18 protein-coding genes are annotated in these 22,554 nt (G+C 72.4%); 11 read left to right on the plus strand and 7 right to left on the minus strand.

The annotated features are described in order from the left end of the window. Nucleotides 1-79 precede the first annotated feature (79 nt). From CP975_RS10335 to CP975_RS10345, 3 genes are read right to left on the minus strand one after another with little or no spacing between them, the layout of a single operon-like run. On the minus strand, nucleotides 80-1,153 hold the full coding sequence (locus CP975_RS10335) for a prenyltransferase/squalene oxidase repeat-containing protein (RefSeq protein ID WP_055529922.1): 1,074 nt from the start codon (nucleotides 1,151-1,153) through the stop codon (nucleotides 80-82). Further along, entirely contained in the window at nucleotides 1,150-1,911 is a 762-nt protein-coding gene (locus CP975_RS10340; protein WP_055529920.1) for a class I SAM-dependent methyltransferase, read from the minus strand. The genes CP975_RS10335 and CP975_RS10340 overlap by 4 nt, the downstream gene beginning before the upstream one ends. Continuing rightward, entirely contained in the window at nucleotides 1,911-3,275 is a 1,365-nt protein-coding gene (locus CP975_RS10345) for a glycosyltransferase family 4 protein (RefSeq protein ID WP_055529918.1), read from the minus strand. Before CP975_RS10345 ends, CP975_RS10340 begins: the two co-directional genes overlap by 1 nt. A gap of 202 nt (nucleotides 3,276-3,477) precedes the next feature. Here CP975_RS10345 and CP975_RS10350 point away from each other — a divergent pair, with 202 nt between their 5' ends. Beyond that, complete coding sequence (locus CP975_RS10350) at nucleotides 3,478-4,098, plus strand: TetR family transcriptional regulator (protein WP_055529916.1); 621 nt, start codon at nucleotides 3,478-3,480, stop codon at nucleotides 4,096-4,098. A gap of 12 nt (nucleotides 4,099-4,110) precedes the next feature. Here CP975_RS10350 and CP975_RS10355 read toward each other — a convergent pair whose 3' ends face one another. Further along, nucleotides 4,111-4,344: a ferredoxin gene (locus tag CP975_RS10355; RefSeq protein ID WP_055529914.1), complete on the minus strand. Its 234-nt coding sequence runs from the start codon at nucleotides 4,342-4,344 to the stop codon at nucleotides 4,111-4,113. After that, nucleotides 4,344-5,810, minus strand: a complete 1,467-nt coding sequence (locus CP975_RS10360; protein WP_055529912.1) for an aldehyde dehydrogenase — start codon at nucleotides 5,808-5,810, stop codon at nucleotides 4,344-4,346. The genes CP975_RS10355 and CP975_RS10360 overlap by 1 nt, the downstream gene beginning before the upstream one ends. A 196-nt stretch (nucleotides 5,811-6,006) precedes the next feature. On the opposite strand from CP975_RS10360, the gene CP975_RS10365 reads away from it, so the two are divergent. The 7 genes from CP975_RS10365 (at nucleotide 6,007) to CP975_RS10395 (ending at nucleotide 13,838) form a co-directional block, all read left to right on the plus strand. Then, nucleotides 6,007-7,062, plus strand: a complete 1,056-nt coding sequence (locus CP975_RS10365; protein ID WP_055529909.1) for a Strvi_7410 family MBL fold metallo-hydrolase — start codon at nucleotides 6,007-6,009, stop codon at nucleotides 7,060-7,062. Between the two features lie 299 nt (nucleotides 7,063-7,361). Continuing rightward, nucleotides 7,362-8,621 carry an SCO2321 family membrane protein gene (locus CP975_RS10370; RefSeq protein ID WP_055529907.1) on the plus strand — a complete coding sequence of 420 codons (1,260 nt, stop codon included), beginning with the start codon at nucleotides 7,362-7,364 and terminating at the stop codon, nucleotides 8,619-8,621. Continuing rightward, nucleotides 8,618-9,301 (plus strand): SCO2322 family protein, encoded by a 684-nt coding sequence (locus tag CP975_RS10375; RefSeq protein ID WP_425474237.1) that lies wholly within the window; start codon nucleotides 8,618-8,620, stop codon nucleotides 9,299-9,301. The genes CP975_RS10370 and CP975_RS10375 overlap by 4 nt, the downstream gene beginning before the upstream one ends. 26 nt (nucleotides 9,302-9,327) lie before the next feature. Further along, on the plus strand, nucleotides 9,328-10,503 hold the full coding sequence (locus CP975_RS10380) for an energy-coupling factor transporter transmembrane component T (protein ID WP_055529903.1): 1,176 nt from the start codon (nucleotides 9,328-9,330) through the stop codon (nucleotides 10,501-10,503). Further along, nucleotides 10,500-12,200, plus strand: coding sequence for an ABC transporter ATP-binding protein (locus tag CP975_RS10385; protein ID WP_055529901.1), 1,701 nt, complete (start codon nucleotides 10,500-10,502; stop codon nucleotides 12,198-12,200). Before CP975_RS10380 ends, CP975_RS10385 begins: the two co-directional genes overlap by 4 nt. Continuing rightward, on the plus strand, nucleotides 12,197-13,045 hold the full coding sequence (locus CP975_RS10390) for an ECF transporter S component (protein ID WP_246201449.1): 849 nt from the start codon (nucleotides 12,197-12,199) through the stop codon (nucleotides 13,043-13,045). The genes CP975_RS10385 and CP975_RS10390 overlap by 4 nt, the downstream gene beginning before the upstream one ends. A gap of 337 nt (nucleotides 13,046-13,382) precedes the next feature. Next, nucleotides 13,383-13,838 (plus strand): aggregation-promoting factor C-terminal-like domain-containing protein, encoded by a 456-nt coding sequence (locus CP975_RS10395; RefSeq protein ID WP_246201450.1) that lies wholly within the window; start codon nucleotides 13,383-13,385, stop codon nucleotides 13,836-13,838. Nucleotides 13,839-14,026: 188 nt separating this feature from the next. Here the strand turns inward: CP975_RS10395 and CP975_RS10400 are convergent, their stop codons facing one another. After that, nucleotides 14,027-15,196: a steroid 3-ketoacyl-CoA thiolase gene (locus tag CP975_RS10400; RefSeq protein WP_055534563.1), complete on the minus strand. Its 1,170-nt coding sequence runs from the start codon at nucleotides 15,194-15,196 to the stop codon at nucleotides 14,027-14,029. A gap of 253 nt (nucleotides 15,197-15,449) precedes the next feature. Here CP975_RS10400 and CP975_RS10405 point away from each other — a divergent pair, with 253 nt between their 5' ends. Together CP975_RS10405 and CP975_RS10410 are read left to right on the plus strand one after the other, a co-directional pair. Beyond that, on the plus strand, nucleotides 15,450-16,694 hold the full coding sequence (locus tag CP975_RS10405) for a cytochrome P450 (RefSeq protein ID WP_055534564.1): 1,245 nt from the start codon (nucleotides 15,450-15,452) through the stop codon (nucleotides 16,692-16,694). A gap of 118 nt (nucleotides 16,695-16,812) precedes the next feature. Next, nucleotides 16,813-18,417 carry a hypothetical protein gene (locus CP975_RS10410; protein WP_167532804.1) on the plus strand — a complete coding sequence of 535 codons (1,605 nt, stop codon included), beginning with the start codon at nucleotides 16,813-16,815 and terminating at the stop codon, nucleotides 18,415-18,417. Here CP975_RS10410 and CP975_RS10415 read toward each other — a convergent pair. Then, nucleotides 18,371-20,476, minus strand: a complete 2,106-nt coding sequence (locus tag CP975_RS10415) for a bifunctional glycosyltransferase 87/phosphatase PAP2 family protein (protein ID WP_055534574.1) — start codon at nucleotides 20,474-20,476, stop codon at nucleotides 18,371-18,373. The two genes, CP975_RS10410 and CP975_RS10415, sit on opposite strands and share 47 nt — an antisense overlap. 391 nt (nucleotides 20,477-20,867) lie before the next feature. Here CP975_RS10415 and proP point away from each other — a divergent pair, with 391 nt between their 5' ends. Continuing rightward, nucleotides 20,868-22,376, plus strand: coding sequence for a glycine betaine/L-proline transporter ProP (gene proP, locus CP975_RS10420; protein WP_246201454.1), 1,509 nt, complete (start codon nucleotides 20,868-20,870; stop codon nucleotides 22,374-22,376). Nucleotides 22,377-22,554 lie beyond the last annotated feature (178 nt).

Here is a 22,554-nt window from a genome sequence, read left to right on the forward strand (position 1 = left end):
GAAGCGTCCCGAAGGGGCGCGGGGAACTGCGCGCCCAGCCCCATCCGGCCCGCAGGTGAACCCCCACCCCGGCGGAGCGTCACCCGCAGCAAGACGGATCGAGCCCCCGCGGCAGCCGCTCGCCGGAGAAGACCGCGCAGGTCGCCTCGTCGCCGCCGAGCGCAGCCACGGCCAGCAGCAGCGACCCCGCCGTCCAGGTGGTCAGCTCCTCGGGCCAGATCGCCTTGTCGTCGAAGACGTAACCCGTCCAGTACAGGCCGCTCTTCGGGTCGCGCAGGTGCTGGATGGACTGGAGGATCTTCAGGGCGTGGTCCGACTCGCCCAGCACCCACAGGGCAAGGGCGAGTTCGGCGCTTTCTCCGCCGGTGACCCAGGGGTTCGGGTCGACACAGCGCACGCCGAGGTCCGGCACCACGAAGCGCTCCCAGCCCTCCTCCATGCGGGCCTTGGCCTCCTCGCCGGTCAGCGCGCCGCCCAGGACCGGGTAGTACCAGTCCATCGAGTAGCGGCCCTTGTCGAGGAAGCGCTCGGGGTGGCGGCGGATCGCGTGCGCGAGGGCGCCGGCCGCCAGCTCCCAGTCGGGCTGCGGCTCCTCGCGCTGCTCGGCGACGGCCAGGGCGCAGCGCAGCGCCTGGTGGATCGAGGAGGAGCCGGTGAGCAGGGCGTCGGTGACGGGGGTGCCGTCGGCCTCGCGCTTCCAGCCGATCTGCCCGCCGGGCTGCTGGAGCCCGAGGACGAACTCGACGGCGGCGACCACGACGGGCCACATACGGTCGAGGAACGCCTCGTCGCCGGTCGCGAGGTAGTGGTGCCAGACGCCGACCGCGATGTAGGCGCAGAAGTTGGTCTCGCGGCCGTGGTCGGTGACGTCGTGCGGGTCGCCGTCGGCGTACGCCGCGTACCAGGAGCCGTCCGGGTTCTGGTGGCGGGCCAGCCAGTCGTAGGCGCGCTCGGCCGCCGCGTGCTCGCCCGCCGCGTCCAGGGCCATGGCGGCCTCGGTGTGGTCCCAGGGGTCGAGATGGTGGCCGCGGAACCACGGGATGGCGCCGTCCTCGCGCTGGACGGCGAGGATGCCCCGTACGGTCGCCGTCGCCTGATCGGCCGTCAGGACGCCGGGCAGGACGAGGTGTTCGGTACGCTCCGGGCTCGTCACTTGGCGGCCACCGCGGCGGCGTCGGCACCGGCCGCGGCCTTGGGGAGGTGCGGCTTGGTCGCGTACGCCACGAAGCTCTTGCCGACGACGGGGTTGAGGAGCTGCTCGGCCAGCCGGGTCGCGAGGGGCTTCTTCATGATGTCCCAGACGAGGAGCTTGTGGTACGCGCGCACCGGCAGCGCCTTGTCGTTGTCGACGCCGAAGGCGCACTTCAGCCACCAGTACGGGGCGTGCAGCGCGTGGGCGTGGTGCGTGCCGTACGGCTTGAGGCCCGACTCCCGCATCCTGGCGAGGAGTTCGTCGGCCTTGTAGATGCGGATGTGGCCGCCCTCGACCTCGTGGTAGGCGTCGGAGAGGGCCCAGCAGACCTTCTCCGGGCCGTAGCGCGGGACGGTCACCGCGATGCGCCCGCCCGGCTTGAGCACCCGCACCATCTCGGCGAGGACGCCCTTGTCGTCGGGGATGTGCTCCATGACCTCGGAGATGATCACCACGTCGAACGACTCGTCGGGGAAGGGGAGGTTGAGCGCGTCGCCCTCCATGGCGGTGGCCGTCGCCCCCGCCGGTGCCTCGCCCGCCTCCTTCATCGCGGCGAACCACTTGGCGACCTCGCGGATCTCCTCGGCGTTCTGGTCGAGGGCCACCACCTGGGCGCCGCGCCGGTAGCACTCGAAGGCGTGCCGGCCCGCGCCGCACCCCAGATCGAGGACGCGGTCGCCCGCGGCGAGCGGGAAGCGGGTGAAGTCGACGGTCAGCATCAGCGAGGGCTCCCGGAGTACGTCGGAGTGGCCGCGGGGCGGCCGGGGTTCGTGGCGGCGGGGCGGCTCATGGCCTGGCGGTAGCGTTCCGCGGTTCCCTTGGCGGCCTGCGCCCAGGTGAACTTCCTCAGCACCCGCTCACGGCCGGCGTGGCCGAGGCGGGCCCGCAGCTCGCGGTCGCCGAGCAGCCGCTTGAGGCCGAGCGCCAGCGCGCCCGCGTCGCCCGGGGGCACCGCGAGGCAGGTCTCGCCGTCGGGGCCCGCGACCTCCGGGATGGCTCCGCCGGTGGTGGCGAGGAGCGGCGTGCCGGTGGCCATCGCCTCCGCGGCGGGCAGGGAGAACCCTTCGTACAGCGAGGGGACGCAGGCGATCTGCGCCGAGCGGACGAGGTCGACCAGCTCGGCGTCGGTGATGCCCTTGACGAACTCGACGCAGCCTTCGAGGCCGTAGCGCTCGATGGCCTGCGCGACGGGCCCGTCCTCGGCGGGCTTGCCGACGACGACGAGATGGGCGCCGGGGTGCTCGGTGCGCACCTTGGCCAGCGCCTCGACGAGGTGGACCAGGCCCTTGAGCGGTACGTCGGCGCTGGACGTCGTCACGATCCGGCCCGGCACCTCGGGCACGGCGGGGTCCGGCGAGAAGAGGCCGGTGTCGGCGCCGATGTGGACTACGTCGATGCGGTCCTCGCGCACCCCGAGGTGGTCGATGATCTCCTGGCGGGATGTGCCGGAGACGGTCAGGACCGACGGGAGACGGCGCGCCACGCGCTTTTGCATGCGCGTGAACGCGTACCAGCGGCGGACGGACATGCGGCGCTTGAAGTCGGGCGCGGCGTCCAGCTCCAGGCGCCGGTCGACGGTGATGGGGTGGTGGATCGTGGTGACCAGGGGGGCGCCGAGGTCGCCCAACAGGCCGTACCCGAGCGTCTGGTTGTCGTGGATGACGTCGAACTCGCCGCGCCGCGCCCGCAGATGGCGCCGGGCGCGCAGGCTGAACGTGGCGGGCTCCGGGAAGCCTCCGGTCCACATGGTCGCCACTTCGAGGGCGTCGACCCAGTCGCGGAACTCGTCGCGCCGGGGGGTGCGGAAGGGATCGGGCGAGCGGTAGAGGTCCAGGCTCGGCAGCTCGGTGAGCCTGAGGCCCTCCAGGCCCTCGCCCTCGTCGAGTACGGGGTAGGGCTGGGCGCCGATCACCTCGACGCTGTGGCCGAGCCGGGCCAGCTCGCGCGAGAGATGCCGGACGTAGACGCCCTGTCCCCCGCAGAACGGGTTCCCTTTGTACGTGAGGAGGGCGATGCGCAACGGACGGTCGCCGTCGGCGTCGGCGCCCTTCCGGGGGCCCGCCTCCATGGCCTCAGCGGTCACTCTCGGCCCCCTTCTCCGTGCAGTTGTCCGCGAGGTTACGCCGGGACGGTAATCTAGAACAAGTTACAGACTTGATCGCTGGACGAGCTTTGAATCTACCGGCAGGTAGGCGAGGTGTAGGGCCCGGATCAGGTGATTCGCGCCACGACGGGCTCCCTGCCATGCTGTGCGATCGCGCGAGGCGTTTCGGAGGGGCATCTACATGACAGCGGAAGCCAAGGCGGCGAGCCCTGCGACGCCGGCCCTCACCGAGCGTCAGGAGGCGCGCCGCCGCCGCATCCTGCACGCCAGCGCGCAACTGGCCAGCCGGGGCGGTTTCGACGCGGTGCAGATGCGCGAGGTCGCCGAGGCGGCGGGCGTGGCCCTCGGCACCCTCTACCGCTACTTCCCCTCCAAGGTCCATCTGCTGGTGGCGACCATGCAGGACCAGCTCCAGCACATGCATACGACGATCCGCAAGCGCCCCCCGGCCGGCGAGACGGCCGCCGAGCGGGTCGCCGAGACGCTGATGCGGGCCTTCCGTGCCCTCCAGCGCGAGCCGCACCTGGCGGACGCGATGGTGCGGGCCCTGACCTTCGCCGACCGCTCGGTGAGCCCCGAGGTCGACACGGTCTCGCGCCTGACGACGGCGATCATCCTGGACGCGATCGGCCTGGAGCAGCCGCCGAGCGCGCGCCAGCTCTCCGCGGTGCGGGTCATCGAGCACACCTGGCACTCGGCGCTGATCACCTGGCTCTCGGGGCGGGCCTCGATCGCCCAGGTGAAGATCGACATCGAGACGGTGTGCCGCCTCATCGACCTGACGGCCGAGCCTCGCGGGTAGCCTCGCGCCGGGTCAGTCCTCCGGCGGGAAGACGACCTCCCCGCTGTCGGCGAGCGTGATGGTGATCGCCTCGACCGGGCAGCCCTCGGCGGCCTCCAGGATTTGCTCGTCGGCGTCGCGCTCGGGGGTGGTGGGGTGGGACTGCCGGGCGGCGTCCAGAGCGAAGCCGCCGGGCGCGGTGACCACGCACATCCCCGAGCCGATGCAGACCGACCGGTCGACCTCGACGTGCCAGCGGTCGCCCATCAGGCACCGCTCCCCTCATAGCCGGCCGGCAGGTGGATCATCTTGTGCTCGAAGTACTCGCCGTACCCCTCGGGCCCGAACTCCCGCCCCAGGCCCGAGTTCTTGTAGCCGCCGAAGGGCCCGAGCATGTCGAGGCTGAAGGTGTTCACGGAGTACGTTCCCGTGCGCACGCGGCGCGCGATGTCGATGCCGCGCTCGACGTCGGCGGTCCAGACGCTGCCGCTGAGTCCGTAGTCGGAGTCGTTGGCGATCTTCACCGCCTCGCTCTCGTCGCCGTACGGCAGCAGGCAGACGACGGGCCCGAAGATCTCCTCGCGGGCGACGCGCATCGCGTTGTCGACGCCGCCGAGGAGGGTCGGCTCGACATACCAGCCCTGGTCGAGTCCGGGCGGGCGGCCGCCGCCCGCGAGGATCTTGGCACCCTCCTCCTGACCGATGCGGATGTAGTCGAGGGAGCGCTGCTGCTGGCGCTTCGCGACGAGCGGGCCGAGTTCGGTGGCGGGGTCGAGGGGGTCGCCGATCTTCAGCGCGCGGGCCGCAGCGGAGAAGGCCTCGGCGAACTCCTCGTAACGGGTGCGCGGCACGAGGATGCGGGTCTGGGCCACGCACGCCTGACCGTTGATCATCCAGGCGAACGGCACGATCCCGGCGACCGCGCTCGCCGCGTCGGCGTCGGGCAGGACCACCGCGGCGGACTTGCCGCCCAGCTCCAGGGTGACGCGGGTGAGGTTGCGGGCCGCGACCTCCATGACGCGCTTGCCCGCGGCGACGGATCCGGTGAAGGAGACCTTGTCGACGCCGGGGTGGCCGACCAGGTACTCGCTGACCTCGCGGTCGGCGGAGATGATCGAGAGCACGCCCTCCGGGAGGCCCGCCTCCGCGGCGATCTCCGCGAGGACGTAGGCGTCGAGCGGCGCTTCGGGCGAGGTCTTCAGGACGACCGGGCAGCCGGCGAGCAGCGCGGGGGCGAGCTTGGCGGCGGCGGTGAACTGCGGGACGTTCCAGGGGACGACGGCCGCGACGACGCCCATCGGCTCGCGGCGGACGAGGAGTTTCCCGAGGATTCCGTCGCGGCTCTCCTCGTAGCAGAAGTCGCGGGCGACCGTGAGCGCCGCGTCCCAGACCATCATCGCGGCGAGGGCCTGCACCATCACGCTGGAGGTGTACGGGGTGCCGTTCTCGGAGCTGATGACGCGGGCGATCTCCTCGTGGCGTACCGCGAAGCCGTCCTTGATCCTGGTGACGACCTCGATCCGCTCGTCCAGCGTCATCCGGGGCCAGGGGCCCTCGTCGAACGCCTTGCGCGCGGCGGCGACGGCGCGGTCCACGTCGGCGGGGGCCGCGTGCGGCACGCGGGCGAAGACCTGCCCGGTGTGCGGGGAGACGACGTCGATGACGCCCTTGCCCAGCGGGTCCACCAACTCCCCGCCGATGAACAGCTGTCCGTGTTCCACGAGCTCCGTCATGGCTGACTGCCTCCTGCGGGGCGCTTCCCGACACTGCCTGACCCTGCCTGACACTGTTTCAGAACTGATACCAGTTCTAGTTGGCGGAGTCCACGGGCCGGACGGACAACTCGTCGCCCGGCCAGTAGACTTGGGCGACTATTGGAACTAGTTCTAGTTATAGTGGCGGCACCCGGCGACGAGAGACGAGGCCTCCATGACCCCGCGGACGACCGAACCGCCGGTGATCGAGCACGGCGGGGGCGTCTGGAGCATCAAGGTCCCGATCCCCGACAACCCCCTCGGCTTCACGCTCGTCCACCTCCTGGACACCGACGCCGGGCCCGTCCTCGTCGACACCGGCTGGGACGACCCGGCGTCCTGGGCCACGCTGACCGCCGGGCTCGCCACGTGCGGCGTCGCGGTCGAGGACGTGCACGGCGTGGTCATCACGCACCACCACCCCGACCACCACGGCCTGTCCGCGAAGGTCCGCGAGGCGTCCGGGGCGTGGCTCGCGATGCACGAGGCGGACGCCGCCGTGGTGCGCCGCACCCGCGCCCAGCCTCCCGAGCGCTGGTACGGCTACCTGGCCGCGAAGCTCACCGCCGCGGGCGCCCCCGCCGAGCACGTCGCCCCGCTGGTCCGCGCCAGGGACGAGGGCCGGCCCCGCACGCTGCCCGGCCTCGACCCGGCCCTGCCCGACCGCGCGATCACCCCGGGCGAACTCCTCGGCCTGCCGGGCCGCCGCCTGCGCGCGGTCTGGACGCCCGGCCACACCCCCGGCCACGTCTGCCTGCACCTGGAGGAGGACCACCCGGCGGGCCTGCGGGGCAACGGCCGCCTCTTCTCCGGCGACCACCTCCTGCCCGGCATCACCCCGCACATCGGCCTGCACGAGGACCCCGAGGACGACACGGTCACCGACCCCCTCGGCGACTATCTCGACTCCCTCGAACGGGTCGGCCGCCTGGCCCCGGCCGAGGTGCTGCCCGCCCACCAGCGCGCGTTCACCGACGCCCCCGCCCGCGTCCGCGAACTCCTGGCCCACCACGAGGAACGCCTGACCGGCCTGCTCACCCTCCTCGCCGAACCCCTCACCCCGTGGCGGCTCGCCGAGCGCATGGAGTGGAACCGCCCCTGGGCCGAGATCCCCTACGGCTCACGCAACATCGCGGTCTCGGAGGCGGAGGCCCACGTGCGGCGCCTGGTGAAGCTGGGGCGGGCGGAGGCGGTGCCGGGCAGTGATCCGGTGACGTACGTGGCGGTGTGAAGGGGGCCGGTAGAGTGGCCGGGTCGTCCTCACGTCCGCGCAGGGGGAAGCCGGTGCGAATCCGGCACTGACCCTTCCCCAAGCTCTCGGCTTCGCTCGAGCAGGGGAGGCCCCATTCCGTGTACCGCGTCCAGCGGTGAGCCGGAATGCCCGGCGCGGAGCGTGACCGGCTCGCTTCATCGGGGCCCCCGATGAGCGGCACCGTCGAGGTATACGGAGCCGGAGCCGCCCGGAAGCCGTGCCCGCGCGCACGGTCCGTGCCGCCCCGCTCCCCGCAGGGAGAGGCAACCCGCCGCATCATGAACGTTCGCCGCAGCGCAGCGGTCCTGGCCGCCGTCGCCGTGTTCGGCTCGGCCGCCGCACCGGCCGCCTTCGCGGACGACGCCTCGCCGTCGCCCTCGAAAGCGCTCCCCTCGGGCCTGTACGGCAAGTCCGACCCCAAGTTCGACGGCGTCTTCCGGCAGTCGTACGCCCTGCTCGCCCAGGACACCGTGGGTGTGAAGCCCGCGGACAAGGCCGTTGCCTGGCTGACCGGGCAGCAGTGCGCGAGCGGCGGCTTCGCGGCCTACCGCGCCGACGCGGGCAAGCCGTGCGACTCCAAGACGATGGTCGACAGCAACTCCACCGCCGCCGCCGTGCAGGCCCTCGCCGCGCTCGGCGGCGAGGACAAGAGCCTCGGCAAGACGGTCGAGAAGAGCGTGGCCTGGCTGAAGTCCGTCCAGAACAAGGACGGCGGCTGGGGCTACAACCCGGGCCTGCCCACCGACGCCAACTCCACCGGCATCGTGGTCGGCGCGCTCGTCGCCGCCGGCGAGAACCCCGCGAGCGTGAAGTCGCGGGACGGCAAGTCCGCCTACGACGCGCTGCCGAAGCTCGCCATGGACTGCGGCAAGGGCGGCGGCGCCTTCGGCCTCGCCGCCGCCAAGTCCAAGAAGCTCAGCCCGAACGCGGACGCCACCGCGGCCGGTGTCCTCGGCAGCCTCGGCAAGGGCCTGGTGGTGGCCCCCGCCAAGAAGGCGGACGACTCCGCCCCCAAGTGCGCGAAGCCGGACACCGCCTCGCAGGCCGCGAGCAACGGCACGGGCTACCTCCTGGACGTCCTCGGTGAGAACGACGGCCACCTGATGTCCGCGATGCCGGGCGCCAAGGACCAGCCGGACCTCGGCAACACCGCCGACGCCGTGCTCGCGCTGGCCGCCGCCGGGCAGCGCGACCAGGCCGAGAAGTCCGCCCAGTGGCTCGCGGAGAACTCCGCGAAGTGGGCGAAGGAGTCGGGTCCCGCCGCCTACGCCCAGCTGGTCCTCGCCGCCCACGCCGCGGGCATGGACCCGCGGGACTTCGGCGGCGCCGACCTCGTCGAGCAGCTGGGCGCCCAGGGGCCACCCGCGAAGACGTCCTCCGAGTCCTCGTCGGAGTCGGCCTCCGACTCCGACGAGAAGAAGGACGAAGACGGGGGCGCCGGCGGCACCAACATCTGGTGGATCATCGGCGTCGGCATGGTCGCGGGCATCGGCATCGGCTTCCTCTACAGCGCCAACCGCAAGAAGCAGCAGCCGTGACGCGGGGCCGGACGCGTCTGGTGCCCTCGCGCGCGTGGCGCGGGCGCATGGCGGTCGCGGCGTTCGTCGCCGCCCTGCTCGGCGTCCTCGCCGCCGCGCCCTCCCAGGCCGCCGGCTACCGCTACTGGTCGTTCTGGGACCGGGACGGCGACACCTGGACGTACGCCAGTCAGGGGCCCGGCACCGCCCGGCCCGAGGACGGTGACGTGCAGGGGTTCCGCTTCTCGGTCTCCGAGAACTCGAAGGAGGCCGCCAAGCCGCGCGGCCCCGCGGACTTCAAGAAGATCTGCGCGAGCACCCCCGCCGAGGACGGCCGCAAGCGGGTCGGCCTCGTCATCGACTTCGGGCTGCCGAAGGACGCGCCCCACGACGAGAACCCGCCCGCGCCGCGGACGGCCTGCGCCCAGGTCGCCGAGGACGCCACCAGCGCGGACGCGCTCGCCTCCGTCGCGAAGCCGCTGCGCTACGACAGCAAGGCGCTGCTGTGCGCCATCGACGGCTACCCGAGGTCGGGCTGCGGCGAGCAGGTCTCCCACGACAGCCTGAACACCGAGCGGCAGCCGGAGGCGGACGGGGGCGAGGGCGACCGCGGGCCCTCCGTCGGTCTGATCGCGGGCGCCGTCGCCGTCGCGCTGCTCGGCGGGGCCGCGTTCTGGCAGGCCCGGCGCCGCCGCGGCTGACGCGGCCCCCGGACACGGACAGCACGATGACGAACCACGGCAGCGGCACGCGCGGCCTCCTGCGGCGCCGCCTCGCCCCCGAGGCGCACCGGAGCAACGCCCTGCACCCGGGCGCCTGGTGGGTATGGGCCATCGGGCTCGGCACCGCGGCGTCCCGGACGACCAACCCGCTGCTGATCGGGCTGCTGATCGGCGTCGCGGGCTATGTCGTGGCGGCCCGGCGGACCTCGGCCCCCTGGGCGAAGTCGTACGGCGCGTTCGTGAAGCTGGGGCTTGTCGTCATCGGCATCCGGCTGGTCTTCGCGATCGTCCTCGGCTCGCCGATCCCGGGTACGCACGTCCTCGTGACGCTGCCCGAGGTGCCGCTGCCCGACTGGGCCAAGGGCGTGCGGATCGGCGGGCGGGTCACGGCGGAGGGCATGGTCTTCGCGCTCTACGACGGGATCAGGCTGGCGGGCCTGCTGATCTGCATCGGCGCCGCGAACGCCCTCGCCAGCCCGTCCCGGCTGCTCAAGTCGCTGCCGGGCGCGCTGTACGAGGTGGGGGTCGCCGTCGTCGTGGCGATGACCTTCGCGCCGAACCTCATCGGGGACGTGCGGCGGCTGCGGGCAGCGCGGCGCCTGCGCGGGCGGCCGGACAGCGGAGTGCGCGGGCTGCTCCAGGTGGGTCTTCCGGTCCTGGAAGGTGCCCTTGAGCGGTCGGTCGCGCTGGCCGCCGCGATGGACGCGCGCGGCTTCGGGCGCACCGCCGCCGTCCCCGCGGGCGTGCGCAGGCTCACCGCCGTGCTGACGCTGGGCGGGCTGATGGGCGTATGCGTGGGCACGTACGGACTGCTCACCGCGCAGGGTGCCGCCTACGGGCTGCCTCTGCTCGGCGCCGGGCTGCTGGCCGCACTGGCGGGGCTCCGGCTCGGCGGGCGCCGCGCCGTGCGCACCCGCTACCGCCCCGACGCGTGGGGCGTGCGCGCCTGGCTGGTCGCCGGCTCGGGCCTGGCGGTCGCTGGCCTGACGATCTGGTCCGCGTCGTACGACATGCAGGCGCTGCACCCCGGCGTCGTACCGCTGGTGGCCCCGACCCTGCCCCTGTGGCCCGCGGCGGCGGCCCTGCTCGGCCTGCTTCCGGCTTTCGTGGCGCCGGTGCCCACGGGGGAGCAGGCGCCCTCGACCCCCGTACCCCCCGTACCTCCCGAGGAGACCTCATGATCCGCTTCGAGGATGTCTCGGTGACGTACGAGGGGGGTGCCGCGCCCACCGTGCGAGGGGTCGATCTCACCGTCCCGGAAGGCGAGTTGGTGCTGCTCGTCGGCCCTTCCGGGGTCGGTAAGTCGACACTGCTCGGCACGGTCAGCGGGCTCGTGCCGCACTTCACCGGTGGCACCCTGCGCGGCCGCGTCACCGTGGCGGGCCGCGACACCCGTACGCACAAGCCCCGGGAGCTCGCCGACGTCGTCGGGACCGTGGGCCAGGACCCGCTCGCGCACTTCGTGACGGACACGGTCGAGGACGAGCTGGCCTACGGCATGGAGTCGCTCGGCCTCGCCCCCGGCGTGATGCGCAGGCGGGTCGAGGAGACCCTGGACCTGCTCGGCCTCGCCGAGCTGCGCGACCGGCCCATCGCCACCCTCTCCGGAGGGCAGCGCCAGCGCGTCGCCATCGGCTCGGTCCTCACCCCGCACCCCCGGGTCCTCGTCCTCGACGAGCCGACCTCCGCACTCGACCCGGCCGCCGCCGAAGAGGTCCTCGCCGTGCTCCAGCGGCTCGTCCACGACCTCGGCACGACCGTCCTGATGGCCGAGCACCGCCTTGAGCGGGTCGTGCAGTACGCGGATCAGGTACTGCTGCTCGCCGCGCCGGGCGAGCCGCCGGTGCTCGGCGACCCGGCCGCGCTGATGGCCCGCTCCCCCGTATATCCCCCGGTCGTCGCGCTCGGCCGGCTCGCGGGCTGGTCGCCGCTGCCGCTGACCGTGCGGGACGCGCGGCGCAGGGCGGGCCCGCTGCGGGACCGGCTCGCCGGGACGGAACCGCGCCAGGAGGCGACGGCCGTACGCACCGCGGAGCGGGCGGCCCCCGCCCGCCGGCCCTGGCTGCGCAAGGGACGTACGCCCGACCAGGCACCCCGGACACACCAGCCACCCGCGGCGGCCGTCGAACGCCTGGCCGTGCGGCGCGGCCGGGTCGAGGCGCTGCGCCGCGTCGACCTCACCGTCACCTCCGGCGAGACCGTCGCCCTGATGGGCCGCAACGGCGCCGGCAAGTCCACGCTGCTGTCCACGCTGGTCGGCCTCCTCGAACCCACATCGGGCAGCGTCCGCGTCGGCGGCGCCGTCCCCCACCGCACGGCCCCCCGCGAGCTGATCCGGCACGTCGGCCTGGTCCCGCAGGAACCACGTGACCTGCTGTACGCGGACACGGTGGCCGCCGAGTGCGCCGCCGCCGACCACGACGCGGGCGCCGGGCCCGGGACGTGCCGGGCGCTGGTGAGCGAGCTGCTGCCCGGCATCGCGGACGACACGCACCCCCGGGACCTCTCCGAGGGCCAGCGTCTGGCGCTGGCCCTGGCGATCGTGCTGGCCGCGCGCCCGCCGCTGCTCCTCCTGGACGAGCCGACCCGCGGCCTGGACTACTCGGCCAAGGCCCGCCTGGTCACGATCCTGCGGGGCCTGGCCGCCGAGGGGCACGCGATCGTGCTGGCCACGCATGACGTGGAGCTGGCCGCCGAGATCGCCCACCGGGTGGTGATCCTCGCGGACGGCGAGGTCGTCGCGGACGGCCCGACCCCGCAGGTCGTGGTGTCGTCACCGGCCTTCGCGCCGCAGGTCACGAAGATCCTGGCGCCGCGGGAGTGGCTGACGGTGGCGCAGGTGCGCGAGGCGCTCGGCGCGGCGGAGGGAGCGTCGTGAACCCCGCCGGAGAGCGCGCGGTGGGCACCGCCCGGCGGGCCCGCCCCATTCGCCTGGGGCCCCGCTCGATCGCCGCGCTCGCGCTGGTCAGCGCGGTGGGTGTGGTCGCCTTCGGGTGGCCGCTGCTGTCCAGCGGGGGTTCGGGGTTCGCCGAGCACGCGCAGGACGCGCCGTGGCTGTTCGCGGCGCTGCTGCCGCTGCTGCTCGCCGTGGTCGTGGCGACCGTCGCGGACGTCGGCCTGGACGCGAAGGCGATCGCCATGCTCGGGGTGCTGGCCGCCGCGGGCGCCGCGCTGCGCCCGCTGGGCGCGGGCACGGCGGGCATCGAGCCGATGTTCTTCCTGATGGTGCTGAGCGGGCGGGTGCTCGGGCCCGGCTTCGGATTCGTGCTCGGGGCGGTGTCGATGTTCGCGTCGGCGCTGCTCACCGGGGGCGTCGGCCCCTGGATGCCGTTCCAGATGCTGTCGATGGGCTGGGTGTGCATGGGGGCGGGGCTGCTTCCGGGGGCCGACACTCTGCGGGGGCGCCGCGAGCTGTGGCTGCTCGCGGCCTATGGGGCGGTCTCCGCCGTCCTGTACGGCACGGCCATGAACCTCCAGGGCTGGCCCTACCTGGGCGGGATGGCCACCGGCGTCTCCTTCCAGCCGGGCGACCCCCTCGCGGAGAACCTCGGCCGCTTCATCGCGTACTGCCTGGCCACCTCGCTCGGCTGGGACCTGCCGCGGGCCGTCGTCACGGTCCTGCTGAGCCTGACGCTCGGGCCCGCCGTTCTGAAGGCGCTGCGCCGGGCCACACGGCGGGCGGCTTTCGAGGCGCCGGTCACATTCGAGGCGCCCAAGCCGTAAGGGGCTCCGCGCTCTGCGTGACATCGAGGCCTCGTATCCGTGAGGCGGCCCACAGGACCTTGGTCCTCTACTAGGCGGGCCCGTAGACCGGATCTCTTGATGTACATGCATCAATCACCGCGCTGACCTGGGGATTGAGAGCCGGATCACAGACGGGACATTCGACTCAGGTGCGACTTCCACTAGTAAAAGGGGTCATTGCGGCGGCGTCCTGAGCCTGTTTCTCTGGATGAGTCGCAGGGCGCCGACGTCCCCTCGGGAACTCGGCGCCTCCGCATGTCCCCCACGTTCCACGGCACGCACCGCGACAGCCCCGCCCCCCACCGGAAGGTCCTCTGTGTCCGCCTCGCTCATCCGCCGCATCGCTTCCCCGAAGAAGACCCTCGCCGGCGGCCTCGTCGCCGCTGCCGCCACCGGCATGGTCTTCGCCGCGGCCCCGGCCCAGGCAGCCACCCCGACCACCGCGAAGGCCACCGCCCCGGCCGCCGCTCCCGCCGCCGCCCCGACCTCCGCCAAGGCGATCGCCAAGGCGAAGATCTCGGACCCCGCGCAGTTCGCCGCGTTCGACAAGATCGTCTCGCACGAGAGCGGCTGGGACGTCAACGCGACGAACTCCTCCTCCGGCGCCTACGGCCTGGTCCAGGCGCTGCCCGGCTCGAAGATGGCCTCGGCGGGCGCCGACTGGAAGACCAACCCGGAGACCCAGATCGAGTGGGGCCTGAAGTACATGAACGAGCGCTACGGCAGCCCTGTCGGCGCGTGGAACCACTGGCAGGCCAACGGCTGGTACTGAGTCTGGCGGGGCGCCCTTAGCGGGCTTGTATCGCACCGCCAGATCGCCTCACCGTCAGATCACCGGCTTCGCCGAGTTCGTCCTCAAACGCCGGACGGGCTGAGATGCCAGCGCCGCGCGGGCTGAATGCCAAGCGCCGGACGGGCTGGATATCCAGCCCGCCCGGCGTTTGTGGTTCCAGCGGCTTTCTACAGGCGCTGGATGATCGTCGCCGTCGCCACCGCGCCGCCCGCGCACATCGTCACCAGCGCGAACTCCTTGTCCCTGCGCTCCAGCTCGTGCAGGGCCGTCGTGATGAGGCGTGCCCCGGTGGCCCCCACCGGGTGGCCCAGCGCGATCGCGCCCCCGTTCACGTTCACCTTCTCCAGGTCCTGCTCGAAGACCTGCGCCCAGCTCAGCACCACCGAGGCGAACGCCTCGTTGATCTCGACGATGTCGATGTCCTTCAGGGACATGCCCGCCTTGCCTAACACCGCGTGCGTCGCGTCGATCGGCCCGTCGAGGTGGAAGTGCGGGTCGGCGCCGACCAGCGCCTGCGCCACGATCCGCGCCCGCGGCCTCAGCTTCAGCGCCCGCGCCATGCGCTTGGACGCCCACATGAGGGCCGCCGCGCCGTCCGAGATCTGCGAGGAGTTGCCGGCCGTGTGCACGGCGGTCGGCATGACGGGCTTGAGCCCGCCGAGCGCCTCCATCGTCGTGTCGCGCAGCCCCTCGTCCCGGTCGACGAGCCGCCACATGCCCTGCCCAGCCGCCTGCTCCTCCTCCGTCGTGGGCACCTGGACGGCGAACGTCTCGCGCTTGAAGCGCTCCTCGGACCAGGCGGTGGCCGCCCTCTCCTGCGAGATGAGGCCGAGCGAGTCCACGTTCTCGCGGGTGAGGCCGCGCTTGCGGGCGATGCGCTCGGCGGCCTCGAACTGGTTGGGCAGATCGACGTTCCACTCGTCGGGGAAGGGCTTGCCCGGACCATGCTTGGAGCCGGATCCGAGCGGCACTCGTGACATCGCCTCGACCCCGCAGCTGATGCCGACGTCGATGACCCCGGCCGCGACCATGTTGGCGACCATGTGGCTCGCCTGCTGCGAGGAGCCGCACTGGCAGTCCACGGTCGTCGCCGCCGTCTCGTACGGAAGCCCCATGGTGAGCCACGCCGTGCGCGCGGGGTTCATCGACTGCTCCCCCGCGTGGGTCACCGTGCCGCCGACGATCTGCTCGACGCAGTCGGCGTGGATGCCGGTGCGTCCGAGGAGTTCGCGGTAGGTCTCCCCGAGCAGATAGGCGGGGTGGAGGTTGGCGAGCGCGCCCGCGCGCTTGCCGATGGGGGTGCGTACGGCTTCGACGATGACAGGTTCCGCGGCCATGGGGCTGGTCCTCTCCGTCCATGTCCCGCGAGCCGTCCCGGCGCCTCGCGGGAGGAACTAGTACGCGTTCTAGTTCTGTTCTGCAGTCTGCTGAGCGGGACCCCGGCGCCGCAAGGGTCGTGCACGCACCTTGCGCGGGGCGCGCGCCCAACCGCCCCCTCCATGGGCCTTGCCTCTTGTAGAACCCGTTACTACCTTGCCTGCCAAGCCTGCTGACGGCACGTCAGAACTCAGCTCACGCCAGGAGTTGCCGATGCCCTGTCCAGCGCTGCCCGACGGGTTCGACTTCACCGACCCGGACCTGCTTCAAGACCGCGTGCCCCTCCCGGAGTTCGCACAGCTGCGGCAGACGGAACCGGTGCGCTGGATCGCCCAGCGGCCGCGCGTCTCCGGTTTCGACGACGCGGGATACTGGGCCGTCACACGGCACGAGGACGTCAAGTACGTCTCCACACACCCGGAGTTGTACTCCTCCAACCTCAACACCGCGGTCATCCGCTTCAACGAGTCGATCAGCCGCGACCAGATCGAGGTCCAGAAGCTGATCATGCTCAACATGGACCCGCCCGAGCACACCCGGGTCCGGCAGATCGTGCAGCGCGGCTTCACGCCCCGCGCCATCCGCTCGCTGGAACAGGCCCTGCGCGAGCGCGCCCGCTCCATCGTCACGACGGCGCTGGAGCAGGCGGGCCCCGACGGCGCCTTCGACTTCGTCACGAACGTCGCCGTCGAACTGCCGCTCCAGGCCATCGCCGAGCTGATCGGGGTTCCGCAGGAGGACCGCTCCAAGATCTTCGACTGGTCCAACAAGATGGCGGGGTACGACGATCCGGAGTACGCCATCACCGAGGAGATCGGCGCCGAGGCGGCACTGGAGATCGTCAGTTACGCGATGAACCTCGCCGCGGCCCGCAAGGAGTGCCCGGCCAAGGACATCGTCAGCCGGCTCGTGGCGGCGGAGGACGAGGGCAACCTCTCGGGGGACGAGTTCGGCTTCTTCGTGATCCTGCTGGCGGTGGCCGGAAACGAGACGACCCGCAACGCCATCACCCACGGCATGCACGCCTTCCTCACCCATCCGGACCAATGGGAGCTGTACAAACGCGAACGTCCCGACACGACGGCGGAGGAGATCGTGCGCTGGGCGACCCCGGTCGTCTCCTTCCAGCGCACCGCGACGCGGGACACGGAGCTGGGCGGCGCCCGGATCAGGCGGGGCGACCGCGTCGGCATCTTCTACTCCTCCGCCAACCACGACCCCGAAGTCTTCGACGACCCGGGCGCCTTCGACATCACCCGCGACCCCAACCCGCACCTCGGATTCGGCGGCGGCGGCCCCCACTTCTGCCTCGGCAAGTCCCTCGCGGTCCTGGAGATCAACCTCATCTTCCACGCGATCGCCGACGCCATGCCGGGCCTGCGGCTGGCGGCCGACCCGCGCAGGCTCCGTTCGGCCTGGCTCAACGGCGTCAAGGAACTCCAGGTCAGCACCCGCTGACCCGCCGGCCTTCTTTACGGAACCAACGTCTACGTTGCGCGCCGCGTCTGGAGAGGTGAACCTTGCCTCTCCAAGACTCCGAACGGAAACGGTGGCCGTGGTCTCTGCCGAGTTCTCGATCGCCCCGTCCGGCAGCGCGCCCACCGAGCGGAAGTCCTCCTTCCGGGCGTTTTGCCGACGGCACCGCGTACCGCTGCTCGCCACCGCCCCCACCCTTCCCCTGTACGCGGTGTGGGCGGCGTTCCTCGCGACGGGCGGCGGCGACCTCGCCGCGCAGGAGGCCTGGGCGCGGTTCGCCTCCGAGCACGGGACGGCGGCGTACAGCCTGTTCTGGTACGGCGGCATGCACACCGCCAACTACAGCCTGATCTCGCCCTATCTGATGGCCGCGGTCGGAGTGAGGACCGTGACGGTGCTCTCCGGGGTCGCGGGCGCCTGTCTGGTGGCCGCGCTCGTCGAGCGCACCGGCATCCGCAAGCCCCTGTGGCCCGCCGTGCTCGCCTCGCTCGGCGTGTGGTGCAACGTCGCGTCGGGGCGTACGACGTTCGCGCTCGGCATCGCCTTCGCCTTCGCCGCCTGTCTGGCGCTCGTGCGGGAGCGGCGGCGCGTCGGCCTCGCCGTGGTCTGCGCGGCGCTCGCCACCATGGGATCGCCGGTCGCCGGCCTCTTCCTGCTGGTCGCGGGCGCGGGCTACTTCTTCGTACGCGACTGGACGCACGCCGCCGCGCTGATCGCGCCGCCCGTCCTCGTCGTGGCGGCCACGACGGTGCTCTTCCCGTTCACCGGCGAGCACTTGATGCCCTTCGACCGGATCTTCCCGCCCGTCGTGGTCAGCCTGGTGCTGATCCTCGCGGGCCCCCGCGAGTGGCGTGTACTGCGCTGGGGCGCGGGCGTCTACGCGGTCGGGACCGTGCTCACGTATCTCATCCCCTCCCCGATCGGCACCAACGTCGAGCGCCTCGCCGAGCTGGTCGGGCCCGCCGCGCTGCTCGCGGCGCTGCTCGCGACGGGGCGCGACCGGGCGCGGCGGATCGCGCTGACGGTGGCGCTGGTGCTCTGCTCCGGCTGGGTCGTGCAGAAGACCGTCGACGACCTCGTCGTGTCCACGAAGGTGCCCAAGTGGGCGGTCGACACCCATGGCGTGGTGCGCGAGCTGGAGAGCCTGGGCGCCGACCGCACCCGCGTCGAGGTCGTCCCGGCCCGCAACCACCGCGAGGCCACCGCCCTCGCCCCCTACGTGAACATGGCGCGCGGCTGGAACCGTCAGCTCGACATCGAGCGCGGCCGCCTCTTCTACGACGGGACGTTCTCGGCGGCCACCTACCGCGCCTGGCTGGACCGGTGGGCCGTGGGATACGTCGTGCTGCCCTCGGGCAAGCCGGACGGGTTCGCGCAGGACGAGGCGGAGCTGGTGGCGAGCGGCCCCGAGTGGCTGGAGCCGGTGTGGAAGGACGCCAACTGGCGGATCTTCCGGGTGAAGAACCCGGTGCCGCTGGTGTCTGAGCCCGCGTCCGTCGTGCGCGCCACGGGCTCAGACGTGGTGGTGCGCGTCCCGCGGCGGGGCTCGGTGACCGTGCGCCTGGTGTACTCGCCGTGGCTCCGGGCCGAGGGGGCCTGCCTGAAGCAGGACGGCGAGTACACCCGGCTCTCGGTGCCCGGCCCCGGCACCTACCGGATCAGCTCGGGGTACCGTCCTTCGCCGAGTGCTTCGACGTGTGGGTGAGGGGCGGCGCCCCGGCGGCTTCGGTGGCCGTGGGGGCCTTCAGGGGCCTGCTCACGCGGGACCCCGTGAGCAGGTAGGTGAGGCCGAAGCCCGCCCCGACCACGGCCGCGCCGCCCGCCGCGTCGAGCACCCAGTGGTTGCCGGTGCCGACGATCGCGCAGAGCGTGAGGAACGGATGCAGCAGGCCGAGCGCCTTCATCCACCCCTTGGGCGCGACGACCAGGACGACCAGGCCGCACCACAGGGACCAGCCGAAGTGCAGCGAGGGCATCGCCGCGTACTGGTTGGTGAGGTCGGTCAGCGTGCCGTAGTTCGGCTTGCTGAAGTCCTGCACGCCGTGCACCGTGTCGACGAACCCGAGGTCCGGCATCAGGCGCGGCGGGGCGAGCGGGTAGGCCCAGAAGCCGACGAGGGCGAGGACGGTCGCGAAGCCGAGCGCGGAGCGCGCCCAGCGGTACTCGGCGGGGCGGCGCGCGTAGAGGACGGCGAGGACGCTCAGCGGCACCACGAAGTGGAACGACGTGTAGTAGAAGTTGAAGAAGTCCTCCAGCCAACCGGTCCGTGCCGTCAGGTGGTTGAACCAGTGCTCCACGTCGATGCGCAGGAACTTCTCGATCGCGTGGATCTGTTCGCCGTGCTGCTCGGCCGTGGCCCGGCCCCCGGAGATGGTGCCACCGGTCGCGGCGAGCCTGACCTGCTGGTACGCGGAGTAGCCGACGCGGATCAGGAGGAGTTCCAGCAGGAGGTTCGGGCGGGTCAGCACGCGCCGCCAGAACGGCAGCAGCGGCACCCGGCTCCAGCGGGCCGGGGCGGGAGCGGCGTAGTCGGTGGGGATCGGGTGCTCGTACTGCGGGTGCGCGCGGAGGAGGAACGGTACGGCGACGGCGGCGGCGAGGGCGGTGATCAGCACGACGTTGTCGCGGACCGGTTCGGTGACCGGCATGTGCGGCAGCATCATCGTGGCGGGCAGCGTCGACATGAGGACGACGGCCACCGGCCACACGTACCGGTCCGACCGGCGCTTGCCGACCCTGCCGACCACCGCGAAGAGCACCCACAGGAGCTGGTGCTGCCAGGTCGTCGGCGAGACCGCGACCGCCACGCAGCCGGTGATCGCGGTGGCGAGGAGCAGCTGCCCGTCCTTGGCGTAGCGCACGGCGCGGCGCAGGCCGAGGAGGGCGACGGCGGCGCTCAGGAGCAGGAAGAGACCTGTCTCCAGGGGCCCTTCGAGACCGAGGCGCAGGAGCATGCCGTGCAGGGACTGGTTGGCGTTGGCGTCCGGGCTCGCGCCGAGACCCGCTCCCGCGAGGTGGTGGACCCAGTACGTCGATGAGTCGTGCGGCATCGCGGCCCAGGCGAGGACCGTGCAGGCGGCGAAGGAGACGCCGGTGGACGCGGCGGCCTTCTTGCGGCCGGTGAACCACAGGAGGCCGGCGAAGAGCAGCATGGTCGGTTGCAGCGCGGCGCCGATGCCGATCAGGAGGCCGCTCGGACGCTCGCCGCGCACGGCGAAGAGGCCGAGCAGGACGAGGAGGACCGGGATGATGCTGGTCTGGCCGAGGTGAAGGGTGTTGCGCACCGGCAGCGACAGGATCAGCAGGCTGATCGCCACGGGGGCGGCGAGCAGCGAGGTGCGCCGGGAGACGGGCCGGGGGAGGGCGCGGGCGGCGATCAGGCCCAGGACGACGACGAGGCCGAGGGTGCCGAAGGTCCAGGCCCAGCCGAGGGCCTGCTCTCCCGAGCGGGCGAGCGGTTTGAGGACGAGGCCCGCGAAGGGCGGTCCCGTGAAGGGCGGTCCCGTGAAGGGCGGTCCCGTGAACCTGTCCGCGTCATAGAGGGAGCCGTTGACGTGCAGTACGCCGTTCGGCCCGAGCCAGGTCTCCAGGTCGGTGAGGCGCTCGCCCTCGGGGGTGCGCAGGACGACGGCCACCTGCCGGATCGCCAGGACCGCGGCGATCAGCCAGAGGACGGCGCGGGCCGCTCCGATCCGCGTCCCGGGTCCGTCGGCCTGCCCCGCGCCCACGGCATCGCCGGATCCGCTGTGCTCCACGTTCGCCACGCCCCGTCGGACCTCCCGCCCGATCGTCATGTGCGGCCCTGTCTGTGCGGGGCCCGGTTGCGGCGGCCCGGTCGTGGGCCCGGATGCGGCCCGGAGGGGTCGCGCCCCGCTGAGAGGGACGCACGCAACCGCCTCTTCACCTGACGGTCACACCGCTTTCTATCGGCTTTTATCGGCCGTATCCAACCCGAAACCGGCCGAAATCCCCTCGGCAGCGCGAGCGGCCGTCTCAGCGCGAGGGTCCGCGCAGGCCGACGGGGCGCGGTTCCCGGCCCGGGCCGCGACATAGATCACAAGTGCGGCTTGTCCCTCCCGCCACAGGAAATGCCGTTTGACCTGGATAACCGCCCTTTCGGTGCGCTATGCGGTCAACCGGGCACCGAACGTAATGATGGCTGATGCACCTAAGGTCGCTTTTCGGGCTGCCCCGGTCTCCGTGGGCGGCTCCGTCCTTGTCGTCGACCGAAAGCGGGCGAGCGAACCCTTGCCGAGCGCCACATCCGTCGCACTCCGGAAGCCCGAGCCCGCACGGGGGCCCCGTCCCCGGCCCCAGCACGCGGCCGCCCCGGACGGCCCCGCGGGCGCCACCGTCATCGACCCCGCGATGGTCAAGCGCGCGGTGAAGGCGGCCGCCCTCGGCAACGCGATGGAGTGGTTCGACTTCGGCGTCTACAGCTATATCGCCGTGACGCTGGGCAAGGTCTTCTTCCCCTCGGGCAACCCCACGGCCCAGCTGCTCTCCACCTTCGGCGCCTTCGCCGCGGCCTTCCTGATCCGCCCGCTGGGCGGCATGGTCTTCGGCCCGCTCGGCGACCGCGTCGGCCGCCAGAAGATCCTCGCCCTCACCATGATCATGATGGCGGCGGGCACGTTCGCGATCGGCCTGATCCCCTCCTACGCGACCATCGGCGTCTGGGCCCCGGTACTGCTCCTGCTGGCCCGGCTCGTGCAGGGCTTCTCCACCGGCGGTGAGTACGCAGGGGCCTCCACGTTCATCGCGGAGTACTCCCCCGACAAGAGGCGGGGCTTTTTCGGCAGCTGGCTGGAGTTCGGCACGCTGGCGGGCTACATCGGCGGCGCGGGCCTGGTGACGCTGATGACGGCCATGATGTCGTCGCAGGACCTGGTCTCCTGGGGCTGGCGCATCCCCTTCCTGATCGCGGGCCCGATGGGTCTGATCGGCCTGTATCTGCGGATGCGGCTGGAGGAGACCCCGGCGTTCGCCGCGGAGCTGGAGAAGGCCCACAAGGACGAGCAGACCCGCGCGAAGGTCCGGCTGCGCGACATGGTCACCGGGCAGTGGAAGGCGCTCCTCCTCTGCATGGGCCTGGTCCTGGTCTTCAACGTCACCGACTACATGCTGCTCTCGTACATGCCGAGCTATCTGACGAGCGAGCTGAAGTACGACGAGACGCACGGGCTGCTCGTCATCCTGGCCGTCATGGCGCTGATGATGTGCGCCCAGCCGTTCGTCGGCGCGCTCACGGACCGGGTGGGCCGCCGTCCGGTGATCGCCACGGGCTGCGCGGGCTTCCTCCTCCTCTCCGTCCCCGCCCTCCTCCTGATCCGCGAGGGGTCCCTCTGGGCGATCGGCCTGGGTCTCGGGGCGCTCGGCCTGCTCCTGGTCTGCTTCACGGCGTCGATGCCGGCGACCCTCCCCGCGCTCTTCCCCACGAAGGTCCGCTACGGCTCGCTCTCCATCGGCTTCAACATCTCCGTGTCGGTCTTCGGCGGCACGACACCGCTGGTGGTGACGGCGCTGATCGGGGCGACGGGCGACAAGATGATGCCCGCGTATTACATGATGGCGGCGGCGGTCGTGGGCGGCGTCGCGGTCTGGTACCTGACGGAATCTGCGGGCAGGCCACTGCCTGGGTCTCCGGCGGCGGTGGAGCGGTAAATCGCCGGCTGCGCCTCGCTCGTCCTCAAACGCCGGACGGGCTGAATCCTTCCGCCCCGGGGTCGACATGCGGCCGTCGGCCCTGGGATTCAATCGCCGGGGACCTGAGATCTCAGCCCCTCCGGCGATCGAGGAGCGGGGTCCGGGGCAGAGCCCCGGGACCGAGCCCCGCCCCGGC

The organism is Streptomyces alboniger (genome assembly GCF_008704395.1).
In the GTDB taxonomy this organism is placed as follows: domain Bacteria; phylum Actinomycetota; class Actinomycetes; order Streptomycetales; family Streptomycetaceae; genus Streptomyces; species Streptomyces alboniger.